The sequence below is a fragment of the Amycolatopsis sp. NPDC043887 genome (assembly GCF_056435665.1).
This window is the reverse complement of sequence record NZ_JBWKEB010000003.1, coordinates 44,617-66,960: the sequence shown is the minus strand read 5'-3', so window position 1 is coordinate 66,960 and position 22,344 is coordinate 44,617. Positions and strand designations below refer to the sequence as shown.

The following is a 22,344-nucleotide window of genomic DNA, read 5'->3' as shown; positions in this document are numbered from 1 at the left end:
CCAGGTCAGGACGGCGGGGACTGCGAGCTCAAGTGGTGGTCATCCTGGGTCGGCAAGATCGTCGACGGCAACCGGGATCGGCGGTGTCGCCGGGATAGAACCCGTTGAGTGGCCCCGAAACCCCCGGACGGGTGATAAATTCACTGTCCACAACGGACGCGACGGGGTGTGGCGTTTTCGCGCGAAAACTGCCATCGTCGAACACGTGATCGATCTTCCTTATCGCGGCTCCGGCCCTTATTGCTACGCCCATTCCCTCGCGATGATGCTCGGCTCCGAGGCTCCGGGCGCCGACGTGCTCGAAACCGTGACCGGCAGCCCCTTCGGCATGCAGCTGATCGGCGGTTCGTTGCCGTTCTTCGACGCCTTCGGCTGGGATCCCGATCTCGGTATCGGCGAGGCCCTCGACGTCCTCGGCTGGCGCGCGGAAACGGCGAGCGAGCCGGATCCGGATGCCGCCTTCGCCCGGCTCGTCGAGAGCCTCGCCGACGGCCCGGTCCTGCTCGGTCCGGTCGAAATGGGGCACCTGCGCCACCAGCCGGGGATGACCGGCCCGATCGGCGCCGACCATTTCCTGGTCGCGCTCGCCGCGGACGACGAGTCCGTCACCGCCCACGACCCGCAGGGCTACCCGTACGCGCGGATCCCGCGGGCGGATTTCGCCGCCGCCTGGCGCGCCGAAACGGTCGCTTACGGCAAACCGCACACGATGCGGACGAAGTTCGTGCGGCACACCTTCGTCGAAGACGAGGCCGCGATCGTGGCGTCGCTTCCCAGGGCGATCAGGCGGCTCAGCGGGGAGAACGACACCGGGCTCCCGCCCGGCACGCTCGGCAACGGCGACGCGGCACTCGCGCTCGCCGACCGGATCGGCTCCGGCGGCGACCCGGACCTGCGGGGACTGCTCATCCATTTCGTCGTGCGCCTCGGCGCTCGACGGACGGCCGACGCCGCGGCGTGCCTGCGCCGGGCCGGCCGCGAAAAGGCCGCCGCCGTCCTCACCACGCAGGCTCGGCTGATCGGCTCGTTGCAGTACGACCTCGTCGTCGAGGACGACGCACGCGCCACCGCGACCCTCCGGGCGCTCGCCCCGACCTACGAAGAACTCAGGCGGGCGCTCACGTCATCCTGACGATTTCGCGGACGAGCACGTCGGGCTCGGTCAACGGGACGTAGTGGCCGGACCGCTCCGCGATGACGTGCCTGCCGCCGGGCGAGAGGCTCACCCGGTGAGCGTGTGAGGCGTTCGTCCGCGCCCTCATGCCGGCGGAGAAGCCGCCACCGCCGAGTCCGCCGGACACCACGGTGACCGGGATGTCGCCGAGCACCGGCGGATCCCGCCGCCAGAGGGCCAGTTCGTCGAGGAAGGTGCGGGCCTGCTCCCGCTGGGTCCGCACCGTCCCGACGGTGAACGCCTCCCGTTCGAGGTCGCGGCGGACGTCGTCCGGCATCCCCCGCAGCAAGCCGCGGAAGAGGACCTTGAGCAGGCCCAGCCGCGCGAGCACGGCGCCGAGCCGGAGCATGACGCGTTCACCGGTGCGGAAGGCGCGGCCGAAGAGGACGTCCGCCGCTTCGTCGGTCGGATCGACCAGCACCAGCCCGGCGATCCGCTCCGGACGTCGGGCGGCGGCCTGCCGCACGATCGGCCCGCCGGCGCTGTGCCCGACGAGGACGTACGGCCCCTGGCCGAAATGATCGAGGACGTCGTTGAGGTCGTCGGCCATCCGCCGCAGCGTGCGACCGCCGGGGTCGGGGGCGCTGCGGCCGAGCCCGGACCGGTCGTAGACGATCGCACGGGCGTACCGGGCGACCTCCGGCTGGACCGCCGCCCACGACGATCGGGTGGCCGCGGCACCCGCCTCGAACACGACCGTCGGCCCGGTGGATCCCTCGGGCCCCGGGTGCACCATCGCGTGGAGCTGTCTGCCGTCGCGGGTGACGACCCATTCCGGCTCACCTTGGGTATGGGTCATCTCGCGGTGATCCTCCAGCCGGTGGCGTCGATCTGGCGCCGCCAGAATTCGGCGAAACGTCCTTGTCCGGCAAGGAGTTCTTCGACGGTGCCGTCCTCGGCGATCCGCCCGTCCTCCAGGAACAGGACCCGGTCCGCGTGCCGGATCCCGGCGATCCGGTGGGTGACGATCACTCGCGTCCGCGGCACGGGATCGGCGCTGAGCGAGCGGACCACGGCGTCCTCGTTTTCGGTGTCCAGCGCGCTCGTGGCCTCGTCGACCAGCAGCACCGGCGCCGGTTTGAGCAACGCGCGGGCGATGGACACCCGCTGCCGCTCACCGCCGGAGAGCGCGCCGCCCGCCTCGCCGACGGCCGTGTGCTCCAGCAGTTCGTCCACCCTGGCGAGCCCGGCGACCTCGGCGATCCTCTCGTCGCTCGCCGAGGGATCCCCGGCGAGCACGTTGTCGCGCACCGAACCGTCGAAGAGGTACGGCTGCTGGAAGACGACGGTGACGAGATCCCGGCGGGCGGCCGTGGACAACCCGGCGAGGTCGGTTCCGTCGGCGAGCACTCGCCCGCTGGTGGGCTGGTAGAGGCCGGCGAGCAGCGCGAGGACGGTGCTCTTGCCCGAGCCGGACGGCCCGACGATCGCGGTCGTCGTCCCCGGTTCGAGGGTGAGGTCGAAGTCCTCCAGCACGTTCTCGGTCCCGGCCGCGTACCGGAACCCGACCTTCTCGAAGCGGATCAGCGGAGCCTCGGCCGGTGCCGCGGCCTCCCCCGACGGGGCGACCGGTGCGATGAGCACGGTGCGGATGCGGCCGAGTGTGGTGGCGGCGGTTTCGATACCGGGCGCGAGATCGCCGAGCGCGGTGAACGGTTCCAGATACCGGGCGATCACGACGATCAGCGCGATGGCCTCGGGCACGCTCAAACCGCCTTGTGTGACAAGGAGAACGGTCGTCCCGGCGAGCAGGGCCAGCGCCAGCTGACCGGCGACGCCGAACAGCACCTGCCCCGGGATCTGCAGACGCAGCAGCCGGACGGTCGCGCCATGGTGCGCGGCGAGCGCGGCACCGGCGTGACTGCGCGCGGGTTCCACGCGGCGGGCGGCGCGCAATGTCTGCTGGGTACGGGCGAACTCGACGATCCGCTCCGTCAGTGTGGTGTTCGTGTCGGCCGCAGCGCGGTCGGCGCGCCGGGTGATCCGCCCGGTCGCCCACAGCGCGCCCAGCAGCACCGGGACCCCGGCCAGCGCGGCGACGCCGAGCGGCCAGGCGATCGGCAGCAGGGCCAGCGCGATCGCGATCGGCAGGAGGACCGCGCCGATGAGCGGGGTGAGCAGGTAGCCGGCCAGGCCGACGAGATCGGGTCCGGTGGCGGCGATCGCCTGACGGGCGGTCTGTGTGTGCTCACTGTCCAACCAGGACAGACGGACGTTCGTCAGATGCTCGGCGACGTCGTGCTGGGCGTGGTCCAGCACGCCGAACCCGAGCTCGAACCCGAGCCGCCCCACGACGGCGTCGACGGCCCAGCCCGCCGCGGTGGAGGCCGCGAGCGCACCCAGCCAGGGCAGCGCGTCCGAGGGGCCCGCACCGAACAAGGCGCCCACCAACGGAACCAGCAGCACGACACCGGCGGCGCGCAGGAGCACCGACAGCACGGCGAGCACGACATAACGCCGGAACGCCGCGCGTTTCGGGCCGGGGATCAGGTCCAGCAGTGTGCGGATCACGCGGTCACCCCCGCACCGGCACCGGCCTGCCACAAGCGGGCGTACCGCCCTTCCGAAGCGAGAAGTTCTTCGTGGGTCCCGCTTTCGGCGATCCGTCCGCGGTCGAGGACCACGATCCGGTCGGCGCCGGTGACGGTGTGCAGCCGATGGGCGATGACGAGGACGGTCCGGCCCGCGGTGAGCCGGTCGAGTGCTTGTTGCACGAGGTACTCCGACTCGGGATCGGCGAAGGCGGTCGCCTCGTCGAGGACGAGGACGGGGGCGTCGGCGAGGATCGCGCGGGCGATGGCCACCCGCTGGCGTTCCCCGCCGGACAGCTGGGAACCGGCACCGAGAACGGTGTCGTAACCCCGCGGCAGCCGCAGGATCCGCTCGTGGATCTGCGCGTCGCGCGCCGCGGCGACGACCTGGTCTTCGGTGGCGCCGGGGACGGCGAGGGCGATGTTCTCCCGCACGGTCCCCTTGACGAGCTGCGGATCCTGCAGGACGAAGCCCACCCGGCCGTAGAGTTCGTCGGCGGCGAAGGCGCGGACGTCCCGGCCGCCGACCAGGATCGCGCCCTCGGTGACGTCGTGGAACCGCGCGACCAGGGCGGCGAGGGTCGACTTCCCCGCTCCCGACGGGCCGACCAGCGCGGTCACCGTGCCGGGCCGCAAGATCAGGGAGACGTCCTCCAGAACGGGAACGCCGGTGCGGTAGGCGAAACCCACGCGGTCCAGTTCCACCGTGCCCGGCTCGACGCCGTCCCGGTCCTTGAGTTCCACTGTGGACAGTTCCGGCTCGTCGAGCACGACCTGGACGCGGCGGGCGGCCAGCATCCCCTCGCGGACACCGCCGAGGCCGTACCCGATGCCCAGCAGCCGCGCGCCGAAGGTGGTGCCCAGCAGCAGGAACGGGATCAGGGTCACCGGCTCCATGCCGCCACCCGAGATCATCAGTGTCCCGGCGCCGGTGATCAGGAGCAGGAAGGTCGCGGGTCTGGTGGCGAAGTCCAGCATGGTCTTCTTGCCGGTGAACGGACGCTGCCAGTCGCCGAGGAAACCGATGTACTCGTCGAGCCGCCGACGGAACGACGAAGCCGCGGCGCCGCCGAACACACGGATCACCGGCTGCCCCTCCAGGTACGCGCCCGCCTCGCCCGCCATCCGTTCCGCCCAGCGCATCGCCTGGCCGGTCTTGGGTCCCGATTGGACGACCATGATCGACGTGGTGACGAGGTAGACGAGAATCGGGACGAGCAGGACGAGCGCGAGCCGCCAGTCCACCGCGAACAGATAGGCCAGCACCGCGACCGGCGCGACGACGGCCGCCACCGCGTCGGGAACGGCGTGCGTGACCAGATAGTGCAGCGAAAGCGTGTCGCCCTGCACGAGTTTCGCGACCGTGCCCGAACCGCGCGCGGTGAACCAGCCCAGCGGCAGCCGCGCGAGCTTGCCCAAGAGCCGCTGCCGCAGATCCCGGGCGAAACGCGCGTCGGCCGCGTGCAGCCAGAGCACGACCGCGGATTCGAGCAGTGTTCCCACGCCCAGCAGCACCAGCGCCGCGACGCCCATCGCCCACAGCGATTCGCCGCCCGCGAGCAGCCGCCGGACCAGTTCGACCAGCAGCACGAACGGCGCGAGACCGATCAGCGTCACGACGGCCTGCAAGAGGCCGGCGAAGATCAGCGTCCTGCGCACCGGCGCGAGCAGGCGTCCGGCCGCCTGTGCCCGCCATGCTCCCTTGGGCGCCTCCTTGACGGATTTCACGACTTCGGCGGCCGGTTCCTCCTTCTCCCCGCGGAACGCGCCCATGGCTCGGCCGTAGTACCAGTACGCCCGGCCGTGCACCTCGGATTTGGGAAAGCCGAACGTGTCGCGCAAACGCGTCTTCAGCTGCTTGAACGAACCGGCTTCCGTCGCGATCCAGGCCTGCCAGTCCGACCAGTCGCGCGTCTCGATCGCCGCGGCCAGCGAGGTCGCGTCGAGACGTGGCACCCAGTGCACGGTCAGCCTCGCGTGCTCCCCCAGCGGGATCAGGCGATCGGTCTCGTCGTGCTCTTCGAGGTACAGCTCGATCGGGATGTCCGCCGGGACCACCGCGAGGATCGCGTTGATCGCGGGGATCGAGGCGGAGTCGCCGATCAGCAGGTACCCGGCCGGAGGTTCCGCGGGAACCGAGAAGGACGAGGAACCCAGTGACATCACCGGGACCTTCGCTCCGGGCCGCGCTTCCCGCAGCCACCGCGAGGCGGGTCCGGCGGGCTCGTGCAGGACGACGTCGATGGCGAACGTGCCGGCTTCCGGATCGGCTTCAGTGAGGGTGTACGCGCGCTGGAACTCCGTCGTGCCGCCTTCCGGATCCGGGAACCAGAACCGGAGCCAGGCCGTCGGCTCCACGACGACGTCCTCGAACAAGGTCGGTGAGACGAAACGGACCCGCACGAAACGCGGCGTGATCTCTTCTGTCCCGACGACGGTCGCTTCGTGGTCTCTGGCTCCGAAACCCCGCATCACCGCGCCCTGGAACCCGCGCGCCATCACAGACCCTCCCCCGTGGCCGCCAGAACGGCCACCATCTCGGCGACCGGCCTGCCCGGCGGGCAGGACTCGATCAACCCGCGAATCGACGCGGTCAGCAGCAGCCGCACGTACTCGGGCCGCGGTACCTCCGGCAACGCGGCGGACGGCCCGGCGAGCCGGTCGTCGCGGGACAACCGGTCGCGGACGGCCTGCCGCTCCCGGTCCAGCCCGTCGCCGTCGGCCTCCTCCGCGGCCATGCTGTTCTCCTCGGACGCGGTCATCGCGATGGTCAGCGACGCGACGGCACCACTGAGCACGATCGCCGCGGCGGGCTCGTAACCCCGGCGGACGAGGGCGTCGACCTCGGTGTTCAGCAGGCGCTGACCGCCGTCACCGCGCGGGAACAGCAACTGCAGGTAGGTGACGAGGCCAGGATGGTCCAGCACGAAGGCCCGCATCTGCAGAGCGAAGGACAGCAAATGCTGTTCGAGGTCGTGCCGCGGATCGTCCCGGAGCCGCAGCTCGGCCAGGATGCTCTCGCCGACCAGCCGCTCCAGGCCCCACCGGCCGTCGACGTGCCGGTACAGGGCGGTCGCGGTCACCCCCAGCCGGACCGCGACCGCCTTGACACTGAGCCGGCGCATCCCGAGCTCGCGACCGGCACGCAGGATGTCGTCCCGCGCGATCATCGCCGGACGGCCACCGATCTTCGGCATTTCGCCCCTTCGCGGCCAAGGAAAGTTATAGGGGGAAACTAAGGGTAGGCTTAGTTTGGTGTCAAGACACGGTTCGGCTGGTGGCCGGAAGCTGCCAAGGGGTTGCCTTCGATCGCGCTGTGACCATGTCGCCAAACGAACGAACACCGGCGAGACCGCCGAAGCGGCCCCACCGGTGTTTTCCCTCCCGCCCTGCCGGCGAGTCTCAGCGGGTTCAGAACGTGATGGCGAACCCGTCGATCGAGCCGGTGTCGAACCGGTAGACGTCCTGCGCGCTCAGCTTCCAGGTGCCGTTGGCCGCCTCACCGGAGGCGTCGACCGTGAAGGTCTCGTGCACGCCGTCGGCCGAACCGACTCCGCCCGACTCCTTGAGCCGGTAGGCCTTGCCACTCGGCCCGATCAGGTCGAGCACGAGGTCCGCGGTGTAGGTGTGCGAGATGTCCACCTTCACCGGCAGCGAAGCGGAAGCCTTGCCGTCACAGCCTTCCTGGGTCACGGAACTGGTCACCGCCGCCCCGGCGTCCGGAATGGACACCGGCGTGGTGTTCGACTTGGCCCCGCACTGCGGCCCGGGGCCACCGCTGCCGATCGACGAGACGTTCAGCAGCTTGTTCGGCGAGCCGCTGCCCGCGTTCTTGATGACACCCGCGGTCGCGCCGTTCACCAGCGCGTCCCGCACCTGTTGCGGAGTGGCGCCGGGGTTGGCCGACAGGTAGAGCGCGGCCGCGCCGACGACGTGCGGTGTCGCCATCGAAGTCCCGTTCATCACCGCCGAACCGCCGCTGCTCGGGCTCAGCGACGTGATGTTCGAACCGGGGGCGAAGATGTCGGTGCAGCTTCCGTAGTTCGAGAACGAAGACCGGTTGTCCGAGGAGTCCGAGGCGTTGACCGTGATCGCCTCGGGCACCCGGGCCGGGCTGGTGTTGCAGGCGTCGGTGGAGGCGTTGCCCGCCGCCACGCCGTAGACGACACCCGACGCGATCGACCGCTTCACCGCGTCGTCCCCGACCCCGGGAGCGTCCATGGTCAGGCTCATGTTCGCCACGGCGGGCTTCTTGGCGTTCGCCGTCACCCAGTCGACGGCGTCGATGATGCCCGAGTCCGGACCGGAGTTGTCGCAGCCCAATACTTTCAACCCGACGATCTTGACCTTCTTCGCGACCCCGTAGGTCTTGCTGCCGATCGTGCCCGCGGTGTGACTGCCGTGTCCGTTGCAGTCCGTGCCGTCGCCACCCATGAAATCCTTGCCGAGGCCGGCGCGCCCTTCGTACTCCGGATTCGACGGGTTGATGCCGCTGTCGAGGTCGTACGCCGTGACGCCCGCGCCCTCGTTGGGATACGTGTAGGCCTTGTCGAGCGGGAGGTTCTTCTGGTCGACCCGGTCCAGGCCCCAGGTCGGGTTCTGCTGGGTGCCGGTGCCGCGCGCGGTGCCGTCTTCGTACACCGCCTTGACCGACGGGTCCGCGGCCAGCTTCCGCGCTTCCGCGGGGGTCATGCTCTTGGCCGAGAACCCGCGGATGGCCGACGTCCAGACCGAACGGACCTCACCGCCGTACCGTTTGGCCAGATCGGCCGAAGCCGACTGTCCCGCCGCGGCGACGTCATGGAGGACGACGATGTACTGGTCGCCGTAGTGCACCTTGGCGGGGATCACCACACCTTCGGCCTCGGCGGCGACGGCCGTTCCGGCGCCGAGGGCGAGCAACGGGCTCAGCAGGCCGAGCGCCAGCAGGGTTTTCGTCTTGTCACGCATGGGAATTCCCCTCTGTTTCGGTGAAGATCACTGGACGGTGAGGGTGTAGGTGGTGGTCGCGGTCTCGCCGCCGCCGTCCTTGGCGGTCACCGTGACCGGGTACGTGCCCGGCTGGAACGGCGCGAAGACCTGCATGGTCGAACTGCCACCGCTCGACACGCTCTGCGGCGAGAAGAACGGGTTGGTCGGCAGTCCGGATCCACTGGCGGACAGGGTGATCGAGCCGATGCCCCCGGCCGCGGTGACCGTCGCGCTCACCAGCGAGCCCGCGCGGCCGGATCCCGAAGACGGGTTCACGGTCACCTTCAGGTCGCCGACCGGAGGTTCACCCGCGCCGACGGTGAGCGAGAGTCCCGCGGTGGCCGTCTCGGTGGTGCCCTTTCCGGAAACCGTGACCTGATAAGTCTTTTCCGGAGTGCCGGTGGCGGTCTCGATGGTCAGCTTCGCCACCTCACCCGCCTTGATCGTGGCGGGCTGGAACGTCGCGTTGGCACCTTCGGGCAGTCCCGACGCCGACAGGGTGATGTTCTCGGCGCCGTTCTTGCCCGGTTCGCTCGTGACACTCGCCGACACGTACTTCCCCGGCAGGACCTTCACCGACGAGGGCGAAGCCGCGAGAGTGAAGGCGTCACCCGGCTGTTCGCCGCCGATCTGCTCGGCGACCCAGTCCCCCATCTCGTTGTTGAGCCTGCTGTAGACGCTGTACCAGCGGAAGTCGCTGCGGCTCCACGAGGTGACCCCGACGACCTTCCCGTTCACGACGAACGGGCCGCCGGAGTCGCCCGGCAGGACGGTCTTGTGGCCGTCGGGGTAACCGGCGCAGATCATCGTCTTCGGGTCGACGCCGTTCTCCACGCCGGTGCACTGGCTCGCGTTCACGATCGGCAACGTCAGCTTGTGCAGCGTGACGTCCTGCGTGGAGTCGTTGATGTCCTTTTTTCCGTACCCGAGGCTGAACCCGTCCTTGCCCGGCGCCTCCAGGCCGGTGTCTGCGGACGTGGCGACCTTCGCGTAGCCGCCGGGCGGGACCGGGATGTCGCCGTCGACGGTGATCACCGCGACGTCGTAACCGTTCCAGGGCTGGGTGAACCTGGGGTGGATCTTGTAGTCGACGGCCTTCAGCTGGGTGCCGCCCGCGCTCTTCAGGTCGTCGAGTCCATAAAGGACGCTCTTCTCACCCGCCAGCTCCTTGCAGTGGGCCGCGACCAGGACCTTCCGCGGCGCGATGACGGAGCCGGAGCAGCTCTGCCCCTTCGGTCGCGAGCCACCTTCCCGCAGCGCGGCGATGACGTACGGGTAGTCCTTCACCGACGCCGGTGTGCCGCCGATGCTCTGGCCCTGGACGCCACCCGCCGGCAGGGGCGCGGCATCGGTGGGACTGATGGCGCTCAGGGGATCGGCCGGTGCCGCACCGGCGAAGCCCGCCGCCGGCGCCAGGGCGGCCATGGTCAGGGCGACCACGCCGAAGATCCGTTTTCCGCTCACGGTGATTCCTTTCCGGGAAATCGCGACTGCCCGACAACTGTCGATCGGCGGCGGAAACGGAACAATAGTGGAGCGCGGCGGATGGCCCACTATTTAAAGAAACCGCCTCTCACCTGCGGTTTCTCCCGACGTACTCAGCGAATAGCGGAATACGGACCCTTAAGGAATGGTTGGAGAACCGTCGCCGAGGAGGTCCTCGGTCAGGACGGTGCGCGAAGGCAGGCCCAATTTCCGGAGCGCCCGTCCGACGTGGATCTCGACCGTCCTCGGCGACAGGAACAACCGCTCGCCGATCTCCCGGTTCGTGAGGTTCTGGGCGGCGAGCCGGGCGACTTCGAGTTCCCTCGGCGACAACGCTTCGCCGTAGCCCTTGCGGCCGCGCCGCGGCATCTCCGGATCGCACCGCCGCAGCGAACGACGACAGCGGAGCGCGTCCACGGCGGCACCGAGGCTCGCGTACGTCGTCTCCGCGGTGGTGAAGGACGCGACGGCACGCGCCCGCTCCCCGGCTTCGGAGAAACATCCGGCCGCGAGTTCGTCGGCGTAGGCGGCGAAATACGGGAGAGGCAGCGCACTGTAGGCCTGCGCCGCACCGAGCAGCAGATCACCGGCGGCGAGCGTCTCGCCACGCGCCTGGGTGAGCATGCCCCGGCACAGCAGCGCCGACGCGTTCGCGACCGGTGCGTCCTTGCCGTCGATACCCTGCCGGTACTCCGCGAGGAGCTCCCTCGCCTCGACGTGCTGCCCCAGCCCGAGCATGGTGCGCACGGCGAACGGCATCAGTTCGGCCGCCCAGACCCAATTGTTCTTGCGCCGCACGGTTTCCAGGCCGAACTCGGCGAGGCGCCTTGCCGCCTGCAGTTCCTTGCCCGCCTGATGGACCGCGACGCGGCCCGCGTACGCCGAAGCCTGCACCGGGACGCTGCCCGCGGAAAGCGCGAACGCCGCGTCGAAACTGCGCAGTGCCGCCGTCGGCCGGTGCTGCCCGTACTCGTACCAGCCGAGCACCAGCAGCGGCTCGGCCGCCAGCGAACCGTCCTTGTCGACCCGCGTCAGCATCGCCCGCGCCTTCTCCGCGACACTCGCCCACTCCCCCATCGCGAGGTCCAGCCGCAGTTCCGTACCGTCGGCCAACGCGTCGAGATAGGGCTGGTGGTCGTCACGGATCAGTCGACGCGCCGTCGTGAGGTAGGCCCGCGCCACCGGGTAATGCCCGTTCCACGCCACCGCGTCGGCCAGGTTGATGTAGGTGCGGGCCACCTGACGGCAGACCTCGGCCGACTCCGGGGCCCGTGGCAGGTCGGCGATCTCGTCCCAGGCCTCCGGATCGGCGATCTGCATCCGCGCCGAAAGCCGGTTCGCGGCGATCGCGGCGAGCAGGCCGGCGTCGTGTTCCCCCTTGCTCACCTGTTCGGCCTCGTCGAGCCAGCGGAAGTTCTCCTCCACCGGGACGGTGCCGATATGCGGGAGCGCCAGGGTGACCAATCCCCTGGCGAGCAGCGCCTGCCGTCTGCCGAGGTCGGCCGCGCCGAGTTCGATCTCGAGCCTGCCCGCTTCGACCTTGCCCACCTGATTGATCAGCACCTGTCCGAGATGGACCCGGATCTCGCCCCGCGCGGCCTTGCTCAGCGGCCATTCGCGCAGGATCTCCCGCAGCAGCCGGACCGTACCGGCGTGCGCGATACTGCGCGGCAGTTCCCTGCCGAGCCGGACGGCGAACGATTCGCGCGCGGTCCGAGGGAGTTCCGTGTCCCGCAAGGCCGTTTCGAGCAGACGGCTCGCTTCCTCCGTCCGGCCGTCTTCGATGGCGTCGTCGACCGCCACACCGGTCCACTGTGTCCACGCGGCGATGTCACCTGCCAACCGCGCATGACGGGCGATGAGGGACGCGCGGGGTTCGACGCTCGCGGCGAGCCGGGCGGCGGCGCGTCCGTGCATCGCGCACCGCTGAGGTCCGGGAAGCAACGCGTAGACCGCTTCGGCGATCAGCGGGCTCCCCGAGACGTAGCGGCCGCGGCCGAGGTCACGCAGCAGTCCCGCCTCGACCGCTTCGGTGATCGCGCCGGAGATCTCCCCGGGCGACGGTGCCGCGACCGCACCCAGATCCGGTTCCCCGGCGGGCGATCCCAGCACCGCGGCCGCGCGGACGACGTCTTGCGCCGCAGGACCGATCGCCGCCATCAGGCCGGAGACCCGGCTCCGCACGAGCGGCGGCACGGTCGCCGACGCCAGTCTGTCCGCCGTAAGCGACTCGGCGGTGTCGCCGACGCTCTGGACCAAAGCCGTCAGGTCGACGGCGATCCCGGACGTGCGCCGGTGCGCGGCTTCGGCGAAATCCGGTGCGCAGCGGCCGAAGGACGCGTCCAGCAGCGTCCGCGCCTGGACCACGGTGAACGCGGCGAGCGAGAAATGCGCGGTGGTCTCACCCAGCGGCGGGAATCGCCGCGGGCCGCACGCAGCCACGCTCACCACCACACTCAGCGGCGGCACCGGGGAGGCCGCGAGTCCGCGCAGGAACTCCCACGTGTCGTCGTCGGCGGAGTGGACGTCGTCGAGTACCAGTACCGCGGGACCGCAGCCGGTCAGTACTTCGCGCACGGCGCGGAACTCCTGCTGCCGGACGGTCTCGGCGTCCGCGTTCTCCGGGAACGGCGGCAACCACGGGGACCATTCGGGGATCAGCCGTCGCAGGACACCCGTCACCGGCGAGAAACCGGCCGCGTGGGCGGCGGCGACGTCGCTCTTCGCGAGCAGCGCGTCGACCAACGGCGCCAGCCGGCCCGGCCGCGCGAAGGAGCCGCACCGAGCGGACCAGACCACACGCGACGCGATCCCGGGATGGGCGACCAGTTCTTCGAGCAGACGGCTGCGGCCCACACCCGGTCCGCCCTCGATGACGGCGACCGACGGCGGGCGCGAGGCGACGCGCACCAGTTCGGCCAGTTCGGTGTCGCGGGCCACGAACACCGGTGCCGCACCGATCGTCGGCATGCTCGGGACCCTACCGATCGGACACCCGCCGAAAGGCGGGAACACGAACAGTGACCGGGGTCCGCACGCTTTCCGCTGGTCCACACCACGGGAGTCACGACGTCTCCGCACCGTTAACTCGAACGGGCGACGCCGACCTGCGGTGACACCGGCATCCGCATCGGCAATACGGACCCTTAGGTATTGCCGCGAACCTTGCCACGGGGCCACCAGAGGGTGAATCTCAGACTATTCGCAGTGCCCCTCTGTCACCTCGCCACAGCGCTCACCCCCTGCTCGCGCCGGACGGTCACCCAGCCGGGTAGCCGAAGTCCCCACCTGTCCCTTACGGGTAGCCACCCGCGCTTGCTTCGCGTTCGACCATCCAGTTAGGAGTGTTCCGACGGTGAAGACCTCATTCAGGCGCGGGCTGGCCACCGCCTTCGCCGGTGTCGCCGCGTTGGTCGCCTTGCAGGCGCCCGCCTCCGCGGCGCCCGCCGTCACGGCGGCCACCACGATCCCGATCAGGATGCAGGCACAGGAGAAGAGCAACTGGTGCTGGGACGCCAGTGGCAACACGATCGCCGCGTGGTGGGGGCATTCCCTCACCCAGACGAAGTTCTGCCAGATCGCGCACAACGAGTCCGGAACGGACTGCGCGAACAACCAGGGCTACCTGAGTGATCAGCAGCGGGTGTTCCGCTGGCTGGGGTTCAGCAACGTCGGCACCTACAGTTCGTCCGGCCAGACGCTGAGCTTCGCCTCCATCAAGAGCCAGGTCGACGCGCGGCAGCCGATCGGCACCCGGATCGGCTGGCGCAACGGCGGCGGGCATATGCACGTGCTCTACGGCTACGACAACACCAACGGCGCGACGACGGTGTACTACGGCGACCCGTGGGGCTCGAGCCCCCGCTACAACCAGATGAGCTACAACGCCTACCGGTCCAACAACTCGTTCACCTGGACCCACACCGTCTACGGGATCAAGGACTGAAACCATGAAGCGAACCTTCCTCGGCGCCACGATCCTCGCCCTCGGACTGTCACTGGCGCTCGGCGGCCACGCCTCCGCCGCCGACGCCCCCAGCGGCGCGCCCACCGCCGCCGACCTCGCCGCGGTGTCCACAGTGGTCACCAGTGACGCGACCACCCAACGGCTCGCCAACGCGCAGTTCCCCGGCGCCGCCAAGGCGGACACGGCCGTCGCAGCCAGGACCGCCAAGGCGGATCCGCGGACACCGGTCGCGGTCTACCAGCCGACCGCCGCCTTCATCGCCGGTACTTCCTCCGTCCCGGCCGAACTCGCCTACGTCGCCACACCCGCCACGCTGGGCAACGGCGACGCCGCGACCGTGTGGTCGCAGCGCGAAGGCTCGGGGTGGTCGGTCTACAACGTCGCCTCGGGTGACGTCGAAAAGCGCCTCGCGGCGCGGGCCGGCAAGGGCTACCTCCTGAGCGAACCTCAGGCGGGCGCCTGGTACGCCGTCGACGGGGACACCGTGACCGTCCTCGACGGCTCGTCGGTGGCGAAGACCGGCGAGACGATGACGCTCGCCGCCTACCGCGAGGCCCTGCAGAGCCGCTACGGCGACAAGCTGCCCGGCTCGACCTACGACCGCACCGGTGCCGCCGGCGGTTACGGTGCCGCCCCCGTGGGCGGCACCGAGGTGCCGTGGTGGCCGTACGCGCTCGGCGCTGTCTTCCTCGCCGCCGCGGGCGCGGCCGTCACTCTGCGGCTCCGCAGGCAGTAAGCGCCAAGGGTGCCGGGACCGCGCGGGGTCCCGGCACCTCCGCGTTTTTCGGATGCGTGACCGGTGGACCTGCTGTGATCATGGCGGCGTGGACTTCAGGATCGATGACCCGGCCAGGCTGGGAGAAACCGGACTACCCGACGGACGCGTTCTCGGCTGGGCCGAGTGGGGCCCCCTAGACGGCGAAGTCGTGCTGCTGATCCCCGGCGCGGCGACGAGCCGTCGGCTGGGGCTGCCCGCCGGAGTGGTGGAGTCGCTGAACGTCCGGCTGGTCACGGTCGACCGGCCGGGGCTCGGCTCTTCCAGCCCGCTGGCGGATCGCACGTTCGCCGATTTCGCCGCGGACATCGCCTGTCTCGCGAGCGAACGGGGTTTCGGGATCCCGCCGATGATCGCCAACTCACAGGGTGCCCCGTTCGCCTTCGCCTGCGCCGCGGCGGGAGCGGCCGGTCCGCTCGCCATCGTGTCCGGCGCGGACGAGATCAGCGGGCCGGAGTTCACCGGGAAGCTGCCCGAAGAGCTGGCGGGACTGGTCGCTCTGGTCGCTTCCGATGCCGCCCGCGCGGAAGCCGTCTTCACCGGTTTCGACGCCGACGCCATGTGGAACCTGGTGACGCGCTCCGCCCCGGACGCCGATCTGGCGGTCTACACCGCTCCGTCGTTCGAGTCCGCCTACCGTCGGGCGATGGCCGAGGCGTTCGGCCAGGGCCCGGCGGGGTACGCCCGCGACACCGTCCTCGCCATGGGCCGCTGGCCGTTCGCGTTGTCTTCGATCACCGGTCACGTCGATCTCTGGTACGGCGGACAGGACCGAAGCCACTCTCCCGACAACGGGGTCACCCTCGCCGGTCGCCTTCCCGATGCCACCCTCCGGATCGTCCCCGGCATCGGCGGCGCGGTCCTGTGGACGCACGCCGCCGAGGTCCTGCGCACGCTGCTCGGCAGGGACGGTCAGGCGAAGGTGTAGTCCTCAAGCGGGAAGCTCCCGGCCTCCTTGATGGCGTTCAACGTGGAGGACGGGCGGAGCAGGGTCGCCTCCCCGTGCGGGTTGAAGTAGTAGCTGTTCGCCGGGGCGCAGTCGCCGAGGGTGAAGATCGAGTCGCCGAGGCGTTCGGTCATCCGGTCGAGGAACGCGTCGTTGGCCTCCCGTGTGACCTCGAACTCGGTCGCGCCGCGCCGCCGCATGGCGCCGAAGAGCCGGTCCATATGCCGCATCTGGGTCTCGATGGTGGTGAAATAGGACAGTCCCGAGTAGGAATACGGGCTGTTGAGCGAGATGAAGTTGGGGAACTTGGGGATCGCCACCCCCTCGTAGGCCTGGAAACGGTTCTCCCGCCACCATTTCCCGAGGTTCCGGCCGTCGCGCCCGATGATCTCGATCGCCGGGAAGTTCGCCTCCCAGAGGTCGAATCCGGTCGCCAGCACCAGGACGTCGATCTCCCGCCGCCCTCCGTCGGCGGTCTCGATCCCGGTTTCGTCGATCTTCGCGATCGACGTCGTCTCCAGGTGCACGTGGTCCTTGGTGAAGGCCGGGTAGTACTCGTTGGAGAACGTCGGGCGCTTGCAGCCGAACGAATAGCGCGGCGTCAGTTCCGCGCGCAGCCGCGGATCCCGCACCTGACGGCGCAGATGCGCCTGGCACCACAGCTTGCCGAGCCGGTTCGCCATCGGCAGTTGCCTGTAGTGCAGGACACCGGACACCATCATCAACTCCAGCAGCGCGGTCCCGGTCAGCCGGGCGGCCCGCTGGGTGAACGGGACAGCGGCGAACGCGCGCCGGACCGCCTTGGGCACCGGGAAGTCCAGCTTGGGGCTCACCCAGATCGGCGTCCGCTGGTACACGGTGAGCTCGCGCGCGATCTTCGCGATCTCGGGGATCAACTGGACCGCGGTCGCGCCGGTGCCGATCACCGCGACCCGCTTGCCCGCGAGGTCGTACTCGTCGTCCCAGGCGGTGGTGTGGATGATCTTGCCGCCGAACGTGTCGATCCCGGCGATGTCGGGTTTCTTCGGCTGGGAAAGGAAACCCGTCGCGGTGAGGAGATACTTGGCGGTGACCGGCCCGCCCTCGGCGAGCGAGACCGTCCAGTGCGCGTTCGCCTCGTCCCAGACCGCGCCGGTGACCACCGAACCGAAACGCATGTAGCGCCTCAGCCGGTATTTGTCCGCGACGTGCTCGGCGTACCGCTTGAGTTCCGCGCCCGGCGCGAAGAGACGCGACCAGTGCGGATTCGGCTCGAACGAATACGAGTAGGTGGCCGACGGGATGTCGACGGCCAGCCCGGGATAGCGGTTCACGTGCCAGGTGCCGCCGAGGTCGGACTCGCGTTCGAGGATGAGCAGGTTGCCGTAGCCGAGCCGGTTGAGCTGGATCGCCGCGCCCATCCCGCCGAAACCGGCCCCGACGACGACGGCGTCGTATTGCGCGTTCATGCGTTTTCCTCCCGGTGGGTGTCCTGGTCCAGGCGGGCGCGGTAGCCGTCCCGCTCCGGTGAATCGGGGCGCAGCGCCCGGTCGTCCCGCCTCAGCCGGCGGAACGCGTTGAGCGCCGGTTCGGGTGTCACGGCCGCGAGGGTCGCGAGCGCGCCGACGTAGCCGGGCACGGCGATCTCCGCCGCGCGTGTGCGGACGGAAGCCACGACGGCGTCGGCGATCCGGCCCGGTTTCACCTTGGGGATCGGCCGCATGTCGAGCCCGGAGGCGAGCGCGGTGTCGACCGCCGACGGCAGCACGGCGCCTTTGACGGGGAACTTCCCGGCCAGCGACGCGACGTCGATGATGTGGCCGCGGCCGCGTTCCAGCATGCCGGGCAGGGCCAGCCGCATACCGTGGACGACGCCGAAGACGTTGACCTCCATGGTCGCCCGGTTCAGTGCGTCGGAGAGGTCGAGGAAGCCACCGTTCGGCATGATCCCGGCGTTGTTGACGAGCACCGCGAGCGGTCCGTTCGCCTGTTCGGCCTCGCCGAGGAACGCGGCGAACGACCCCGGATCGGCGACGTCCAGGTGATGGGCGGTGCCGCCGATATCGGCGGCGGTCCGTTTCGCGGCTTCGAGGTCGAGGTCGCCGATGGAGACGCGCGCGCCGAGCGCGGCCATGCGTTCCGCGGTCGCGCGGCCGATGCCCTGCCCCGCACCGGTGATCGCCACATGCGCCCCGTCAAGATCGAGGTCCGGGTACTTGGTCATGCGCGTACCCCTTCTCGTTCGAAGGCTTCGGCGACCAGGCCGGGCGCCGTCCTCAATGCCGTGGTGAGCACGTGCTCCCGCCGCCGTCCGTCCATGAAGTTCGCGCCCATGGCGGCGAGATCGGCAGGCCCCGGCTCGATCCGGACCACCCGGACGCCGGCCGCGCGCAACCGCCGCGCCTCGTCGTCGACCCTCCTGGTCATCGCCGTCCGCAGCAGCCTTTCCAGCCGGGCCGCACCGCGTGCCGGCGCTCCGCCCTCGCTGCTCATCGGCGCGATGAGCACGACATCGCCGACGTCGTGGCCGAGCAGGAGATCGGCCGAGGTCGGGGAGACCGTGCCCCCGTCGACCAGCGGCCGTCCGTCCACAACGGACGGGGGGAACCAGCCGGGGATCGCCCACGACGCGGCGATCGCCTCGCCGAGGCGAGCGGACGGTGCGTCCGGGGAGCCGAGCGCGATTCGGTTCCCGGTCAGGTCCGCGGCCATCAGCCAGGTCGCGGGATGCGGGACCCAGCCGCCGGGCGCCAGCGTGTCCCCGAGTTCGCGAAGCCAGCTCGCGTCGCCCCTTCCCCGAGGCAGAAGACCCGCGAGACCGGCGAGCGTGTCGACGTCCCGCCGCAACGCGGCCCGGACCAGGCCGGTCGTGGGCCAGCGCGGAGACGGCATCGGGGGAAGCCTGTCCGGCACCCGCCGGACGTGCGCGGCGACGACGGCGTCTCCACCGGGCGCGCCGGCCACCGCGTCGAGGATCGCCTTCGCCGGGATGCCCGCCCCGAGCATGGCCACCGCCTCGGCCCCGGCCGACGTCCCGACCAGGACGTCCGCCTCCCGCGGGTCCCAGCCCGACTTGGCGTGCAGCGCGTCGAGGACCGCGGCCGTCCAGGCGAACCCCAGGGTCCCGCCGCAGCCGAGCACCAGCGCCCTCGCGGAATGACGTATCATTTCCGGAACCGTATGTCATTTGAACGCGCCGGGCAATAAGCTGGCGGGATGACGACGGAGACCCCGGTCAGCAGGGCCGCACGGAAGAAGCAGGAACTACGGCGCGAGATCGTGGAGACCGCGTTCGACTGCTTCGCCGAACGGGGCTACCACGCGACGGGGATCGCCGACATCGCCGCCCGGCTGGGCATCGGGCACGGCACCTTCTACCGGTACTTCCAGAACAAACGGGACATCGTCGACCACGTCATCACGGACCTGGTCGAGAAGGTGGTCGGCGCGCTGGCCGCGGACAACGCGCCGGACGCGGTCAACAGTCTCGCCGAGTACCGCAGGCAGAGCGCGCGGATCGGCGACGCGCTCGCCCGGATCTTCGGCGGCGACCCGCGGATGGCGCGCTTCCTCCTGCTCGAAGCGGCGGGTATCGACGCCGAGATGCGAGAACGGGTGCTGGACTTCTACGAGACCGCCGCCGAGCTGACCGCCGGCTACCTGCATCACGGCGTCCGCCTCGGCTATCTGCACGAGGACCTGGACGTCGACTCCACCGCCCGCGCGATCAACGGCATGATCCTCGCGTCGATCCTGTCCGAGCTGCGGGACCCGTCACCGGAGCGGCAAGCCGCGATGAGCCGGGCGGTCCGCCGGGTCATGTACGACGGGATCGCCGCACCTCGCTAGGAAACCGGCCGGCCGGCCCGGTTTGGCGCACCAGTAGGCGGGGGCTGGGCACTGCCGGTGGGCCGGACTCCATTGAACCGGCCCCGGCGGCCGCGGTCTACCGGCGAAAACGCAGAACCGCACCGACGGAAACGAACTTCACCGCTTACGCAAAGTGTCACTGGGCGACTCGCCGAAGGCCGCACGGTACTGCGCGCTGAACCGGCTGCCGCCCAGGAAACCCCATTTCGCCGCGACACCGGTCACCGTCGTGCCCCCGCCGGGCTCGGCGTCGCGGAGTTCGGCTCTGGCCCGGTCCAGCCGGACCCGGCGCAGATAGGCCATGGGGGTGGTGTCCAGATGTCGCCGGAACGCCAATTGCAGGGCACGCACCGAGACCCGGCAGGCGCGCGCGATGTCGGCGACGCCGAGGTCGAGGTCCGGATTCGCCTCCAGGAAGGCGATCCCGCGGCGTACGGTGTCCGGGACGGCGTCCCGGCGGTCACAAGGACGACCGTCGCCCGTGCCCGCGGTGAAGGTGTCCAGTGCCATGGCGGCCATCAGCCTGCCCGCCGCGCCGAGCACCAGCGGGCCGTTCTCCACGTCCGGTTCGGAGAACAGCCCGGTCATGTACTCGACAGTCCGGCGCCATCGCTGCGCCTTCTCCAGGCTCACCGGCTCGTAGCGCAACCGCTCGATCGCCGCGCCGTCCTGCGCTGGATCGATCCCGGTGAACAGCGACAGGTCGATACTGGTTATCTGCAACCGCGAGCCGTGCATTCCCGTCCGGTAACCGCTGCCGGGGTGCGAGGCGACGAATACGTCGCCGGCGGCCAGCCTTCGGTCGCCGAAACTGTCCTCTACCTGCACTTCACCGCCCAGCACACGCAGGAGCACAACTTTGCCCAGCGGCTGGATGACGATCTCGGTGGTCAGCGTGTTGTGCAGGAGGTCGATCTGCACGTCCCCCACATCACACCGGTTGTGCTCGAATCGGTAGTTTTCGACGCTGCCCCGGACCCGCAACCGGTTGTCACGGTAGGCCTCGGCGATCAGGGCACACGCCTGCTCCGGATCGGTGGTCGCGAACTCCGTCAGTACCGGTTCGTACATGGGATCACGTCTTCTTTCCGTTCGCTTATAACGAAAAGTCAGCCGCCGGAACGTTACCGCCACCCGGCGGGCACTACCAGGTGCACATCGGCGTCATCCGGCTGGTCGGAACGGACCATCCGCGCGATCGAGGATGGCCCTGGCCCGTGCTTCGACCGGCTTGTCGACCATCTGGCCGCCCGCCACGGCCACCGAGCCGTCTCGGGCGTGCGCGAGCACGTCCCGCGCCCACTCGATCTCGCTGTCCGACGGGGCCAGCCCACGATTCGCGGCGGCGACCTGGCGCGGATGCACGCAGAGCTTCCCGGTGTACCCGAGGGTTTTGGCGTGGCCGATATCCGCGGCGAGCGCGGCCTCGTCGTCGAGTGCCGTGGTGACACCGTCGATCGGAGCCGCCCTGCCCGCGGCCGCGGCTGCGACGACGAGCGCCGACCGCGCGTACCGCAACGCCTCGTGCGACCGGTGGTCGACGGGCACCGGCCCCATGACCGGTTCCCGTCCCGCGACCTCGACCGGGGGGAGCAGCGCCTCCAGCGTTCCGGCGGGGGTTTCCACCGCGCGCCACCGATTCCTCGCGGCCGGCTGTGGATGGCGGGTGAACTGCTCCGGCGACCGCAGCCGGGCGTTGGCGATCCCGGCGCGTTCCAGGAGGTCCCCGACCTCGTCCGCGGTCAGGCCGGTGAAGGTCTCCTCCAGGATCGTGGTGAGCTCGCCGTCGTTGCCGACGCGGTCGTCGTTGGTCCGGAAGCGCGGATCTTCGACGAGTGCCTACCGTCCCAGAACGTCCCGGCACAGCACGATCCACTCCCGTTCACTTTGGACACTCAGGAAGACTCTGTCGTCACCGGTGCGATACGGGCCATACGGCGAGATCGACGGATGCACCGCCGCCGTGCGCCGCGGTGGTTCCTGGCCGTAACGGGAGAAATAGGCGGGCTGGCTCATCCATTCACCGAGTGAGTCGATCATCGCGACGTGCAGGCTCGCTCCCCCGCCGGTGCGCTCGCGGTCGTACAGCGCGGTGAGGACGCCGCTGTAGGCGTACATCCCGGTGGCGATGTCCGCGATCGAGATCCCCGCCTTGGCCGGTGTCTCCGGGGTGCCGGTGGACATCACGAGCCCGGTTTCACACTGCACCAGCAGATCGTAGGCCTTCTTCGTCCGATATGGACCTTCCGGGCCGTGGCCGGAGATCGAACAGTGGATCAGTTCCGGACGTTCCGCGCGCAGCGTCCCGGCGTCGAGGCCGAGCCGTTCCACCACGCCGGGCGCGAGGTTCTGCAGGAACACGTCCGACCTGCCGATCATCGCGCCGAGCAGCGCCCGGTCCGCCGGCTCCTTGATGTCGAGTTCGATGCTTTCCTTGCCCCCGGTTGAGCCAGACGAAGTAGCTCGACTGTCCGTGGACGGTGTGGTCGTAGTCGCGGGCGAAGTCGCCGACGCCGCGGCGTTCCATCTTGATGACGCGCGCGCCGAGGTCGGCGAGCTGACTGGAGGAGAACGGAGCGGCGACGGCCTGCTCCAGCGCGACGACGGTGATTCCCTCGAGTGGTTGGCGCATACTGCCTTCCTCGG

General features: G+C 70.2%; 17 protein-coding genes and 1 pseudogene. 5 read left to right on the top strand and 13 right to left on the bottom strand.

The window, feature by feature from the left end; translation table 11 throughout:
* Positions 1-205 precede the first annotated feature (205 nt).
* On the top strand, positions 206-1,132 hold the full coding sequence (locus AC069H_RS09835; protein ID WP_478231984.1) for a hypothetical protein: 927 nt from the start codon (positions 206-208) through the stop codon (positions 1,130-1,132).
* Here the strand turns inward: AC069H_RS09835 and AC069H_RS09830 are convergent.
* The 7 genes from AC069H_RS09830 to AC069H_RS09800 all read right to left on the bottom strand — a co-directional run bounded on the left by AC069H_RS09830 (position 1,119) and on the right by AC069H_RS09800 (position 13,131).
* Positions 1,119-1,973 carry an alpha/beta fold hydrolase gene (locus tag AC069H_RS09830; RefSeq protein ID WP_478231983.1) on the bottom strand — a complete coding sequence of 285 codons (855 nt, stop codon included), beginning with the start codon at positions 1,971-1,973 and terminating at the stop codon, positions 1,119-1,121. The two genes, AC069H_RS09835 and AC069H_RS09830, sit on opposite strands and share 14 nt — an antisense overlap.
* The gene (locus tag AC069H_RS09825) at positions 1,970-3,685 is read right to left on the bottom strand and encodes an ABC transporter ATP-binding protein (protein WP_478231982.1); all 1,716 of its coding nucleotides are present in this window, start codon (positions 3,683-3,685) and stop codon (positions 1,970-1,972) included. Before AC069H_RS09825 ends, AC069H_RS09830 begins: the two co-directional genes overlap by 4 nt.
* Positions 3,682-6,204, bottom strand: a complete 2,523-nt coding sequence (locus AC069H_RS09820; RefSeq protein ID WP_478231981.1) for an ABC transporter ATP-binding protein/permease — start codon at positions 6,202-6,204, stop codon at positions 3,682-3,684. Before AC069H_RS09820 ends, AC069H_RS09825 begins: the two co-directional genes overlap by 4 nt.
* Complete coding sequence (locus tag AC069H_RS09815) at positions 6,204-6,902, bottom strand: TetR/AcrR family transcriptional regulator (protein ID WP_478231980.1); 699 nt, start codon at positions 6,900-6,902, stop codon at positions 6,204-6,206. Before AC069H_RS09815 ends, AC069H_RS09820 begins: the two co-directional genes overlap by 1 nt.
* Before the next feature lie 214 nt (positions 6,903-7,116).
* Complete coding sequence (locus AC069H_RS09810) at positions 7,117-8,655, bottom strand: S8 family serine peptidase (RefSeq protein WP_478231979.1); 1,539 nt, start codon at positions 8,653-8,655, stop codon at positions 7,117-7,119.
* A 27-nt stretch (positions 8,656-8,682) separates the two neighbouring features.
* The gene (locus AC069H_RS09805; RefSeq protein WP_478231978.1) at positions 8,683-10,140 is read right to left on the bottom strand and encodes a trypsin-like serine protease; all 1,458 of its coding nucleotides are present in this window, start codon (positions 10,138-10,140) and stop codon (positions 8,683-8,685) included.
* A 159-nt stretch (positions 10,141-10,299) separates the two neighbouring features.
* Entirely contained in the window at positions 10,300-13,131 is a 2,832-nt protein-coding gene (locus AC069H_RS09800) for an ATP-binding protein (protein WP_478231977.1), read from the bottom strand.
* Positions 13,132-13,516: 385 nt separating this feature from the next.
* Here AC069H_RS09800 and AC069H_RS09795 point away from each other — a divergent pair, with 385 nt between their 5' ends.
* The 3 genes from AC069H_RS09795 to AC069H_RS09785 all read left to right on the top strand — a co-directional run bounded on the left by AC069H_RS09795 (position 13,517) and on the right by AC069H_RS09785 (position 15,831).
* Complete coding sequence (locus tag AC069H_RS09795) at positions 13,517-14,107, top strand: papain-like cysteine protease family protein (RefSeq protein WP_034316771.1); 591 nt, start codon at positions 13,517-13,519, stop codon at positions 14,105-14,107.
* 4 nt (positions 14,108-14,111) lie between these two features.
* Positions 14,112-14,864, top strand: coding sequence for a hypothetical protein (locus tag AC069H_RS09790; protein ID WP_478224759.1), 753 nt, complete (start codon positions 14,112-14,114; stop codon positions 14,862-14,864).
* Positions 14,865-14,952: 88 nt separating this feature from the next.
* Positions 14,953-15,831: an alpha/beta fold hydrolase gene (locus tag AC069H_RS09785; protein WP_478231976.1), complete on the top strand. Its 879-nt coding sequence runs from the start codon at positions 14,953-14,955 to the stop codon at positions 15,829-15,831.
* Here AC069H_RS09785 and AC069H_RS09780 read toward each other — a convergent pair.
* The 3 genes from AC069H_RS09780 to AC069H_RS09770 are packed head-to-tail and all read right to left on the bottom strand — an operon-like array spanning position 15,816 to position 18,996.
* A complete protein-coding gene (locus AC069H_RS09780; protein WP_478231975.1) occupies positions 15,816-17,297 on the bottom strand; it encodes a flavin-containing monooxygenase in 1,482 nt (493 codons plus the stop codon). The genes AC069H_RS09785 and AC069H_RS09780 overlap by 16 nt on opposite strands.
* Positions 17,294-18,052 (bottom strand): SDR family NAD(P)-dependent oxidoreductase, encoded by a 759-nt coding sequence (locus AC069H_RS09775; RefSeq protein ID WP_478231974.1) that lies wholly within the window; start codon positions 18,050-18,052, stop codon positions 17,294-17,296. Before AC069H_RS09775 ends, AC069H_RS09780 begins: the two co-directional genes overlap by 4 nt.
* Positions 18,049-18,996, bottom strand: a complete 948-nt coding sequence (locus AC069H_RS09770) for a patatin-like phospholipase family protein (protein WP_478231973.1) — start codon at positions 18,994-18,996, stop codon at positions 18,049-18,051. Before AC069H_RS09770 ends, AC069H_RS09775 begins: the two co-directional genes overlap by 4 nt.
* A gap of 48 nt (positions 18,997-19,044) precedes the next feature.
* Here AC069H_RS09770 and AC069H_RS09765 point away from each other — a divergent pair, with 48 nt between their 5' ends.
* Positions 19,045-19,677 (top strand): TetR/AcrR family transcriptional regulator, encoded by a 633-nt coding sequence (locus AC069H_RS09765; protein ID WP_478224764.1) that lies wholly within the window; start codon positions 19,045-19,047, stop codon positions 19,675-19,677.
* Positions 19,678-19,815: 138 nt separating this feature from the next.
* Here the strand turns inward: AC069H_RS09765 and AC069H_RS09760 are convergent, their stop codons facing one another.
* The 3 genes and pseudogenes from AC069H_RS09760 to AC069H_RS09750 all read right to left on the bottom strand — a co-directional run.
* Entirely contained in the window at positions 19,816-20,769 is a 954-nt protein-coding gene (locus tag AC069H_RS09760) for a helix-turn-helix transcriptional regulator (RefSeq protein WP_478224766.1), read from the bottom strand.
* A gap of 93 nt (positions 20,770-20,862) precedes the next feature.
* A complete protein-coding gene (locus tag AC069H_RS09755; protein ID WP_478232271.1) occupies positions 20,863-21,216 on the bottom strand; it encodes an HpcH/HpaI aldolase/citrate lyase family protein in 354 nt (117 codons plus the stop codon).
* A pseudogene (locus AC069H_RS09750) lies at positions 21,211-22,330 on the bottom strand (CaiB/BaiF CoA transferase family protein); the annotation flags it as partial. The pseudogene AC069H_RS09750 and the gene AC069H_RS09755, both read right to left, overlap by 6 nt.
* Between the last annotated feature and the right edge of the window lie 14 nt (positions 22,331-22,344).

Excerpts from the sequence above, each read along its gene's own strand:
- AC069H_RS09820 (WP_478231981.1), bottom strand. The coding sequence starts at position 6,204 with ATGGCGCGCGGGTTCCAGGGCGCGGTGATGCGGGGTTTCGGAGCCAGA.
- AC069H_RS09775 (WP_478231974.1), bottom strand. The coding sequence starts at position 18,052 with ATGACCAAGTACCCGGACCTCGATCTTGACGGGGCGCATGTGGCGATC.
- AC069H_RS09790 (WP_478224759.1), top strand. The coding sequence starts at position 14,112 with ATGAAGCGAACCTTCCTCGGCGCCACGATCCTCGCCCTCGGACTGTCA.
- AC069H_RS09800 (WP_478231977.1), bottom strand. The coding sequence starts at position 13,131 with ATGCCGACGATCGGTGCGGCACCGGTGTTCGTGGCCCGCGACACCGAA.
- AC069H_RS09810 (WP_478231979.1), bottom strand. The coding sequence starts at position 8,655 with ATGCGTGACAAGACGAAAACCCTGCTGGCGCTCGGCCTGCTGAGCCCG.
- AC069H_RS09815 (WP_478231980.1), bottom strand. The coding sequence starts at position 6,902 with ATGCCGAAGATCGGTGGCCGTCCGGCGATGATCGCGCGGGACGACATC.
- AC069H_RS09830 (WP_478231983.1), bottom strand. The coding sequence starts at position 1,973 with ATGACCCATACCCAAGGTGAGCCGGAATGGGTCGTCACCCGCGACGGC.
- AC069H_RS09765 (WP_478224764.1), top strand. The coding sequence starts at position 19,045 with ATGACGACGGAGACCCCGGTCAGCAGGGCCGCACGGAAGAAGCAGGAA.
- AC069H_RS09760 (WP_478224766.1), bottom strand. The coding sequence starts at position 20,769 with ATGTACGAACCGGTACTGACGGAGTTCGCGACCACCGATCCGGAGCAG.
- AC069H_RS09770 (WP_478231973.1), bottom strand. The coding sequence starts at position 18,996 with ATGATACGTCATTCCGCGAGGGCGCTGGTGCTCGGCTGCGGCGGGACC.
- AC069H_RS09780 (WP_478231975.1), bottom strand. The coding sequence starts at position 17,297 with ATGAACGCGCAATACGACGCCGTCGTCGTCGGGGCCGGTTTCGGCGGG.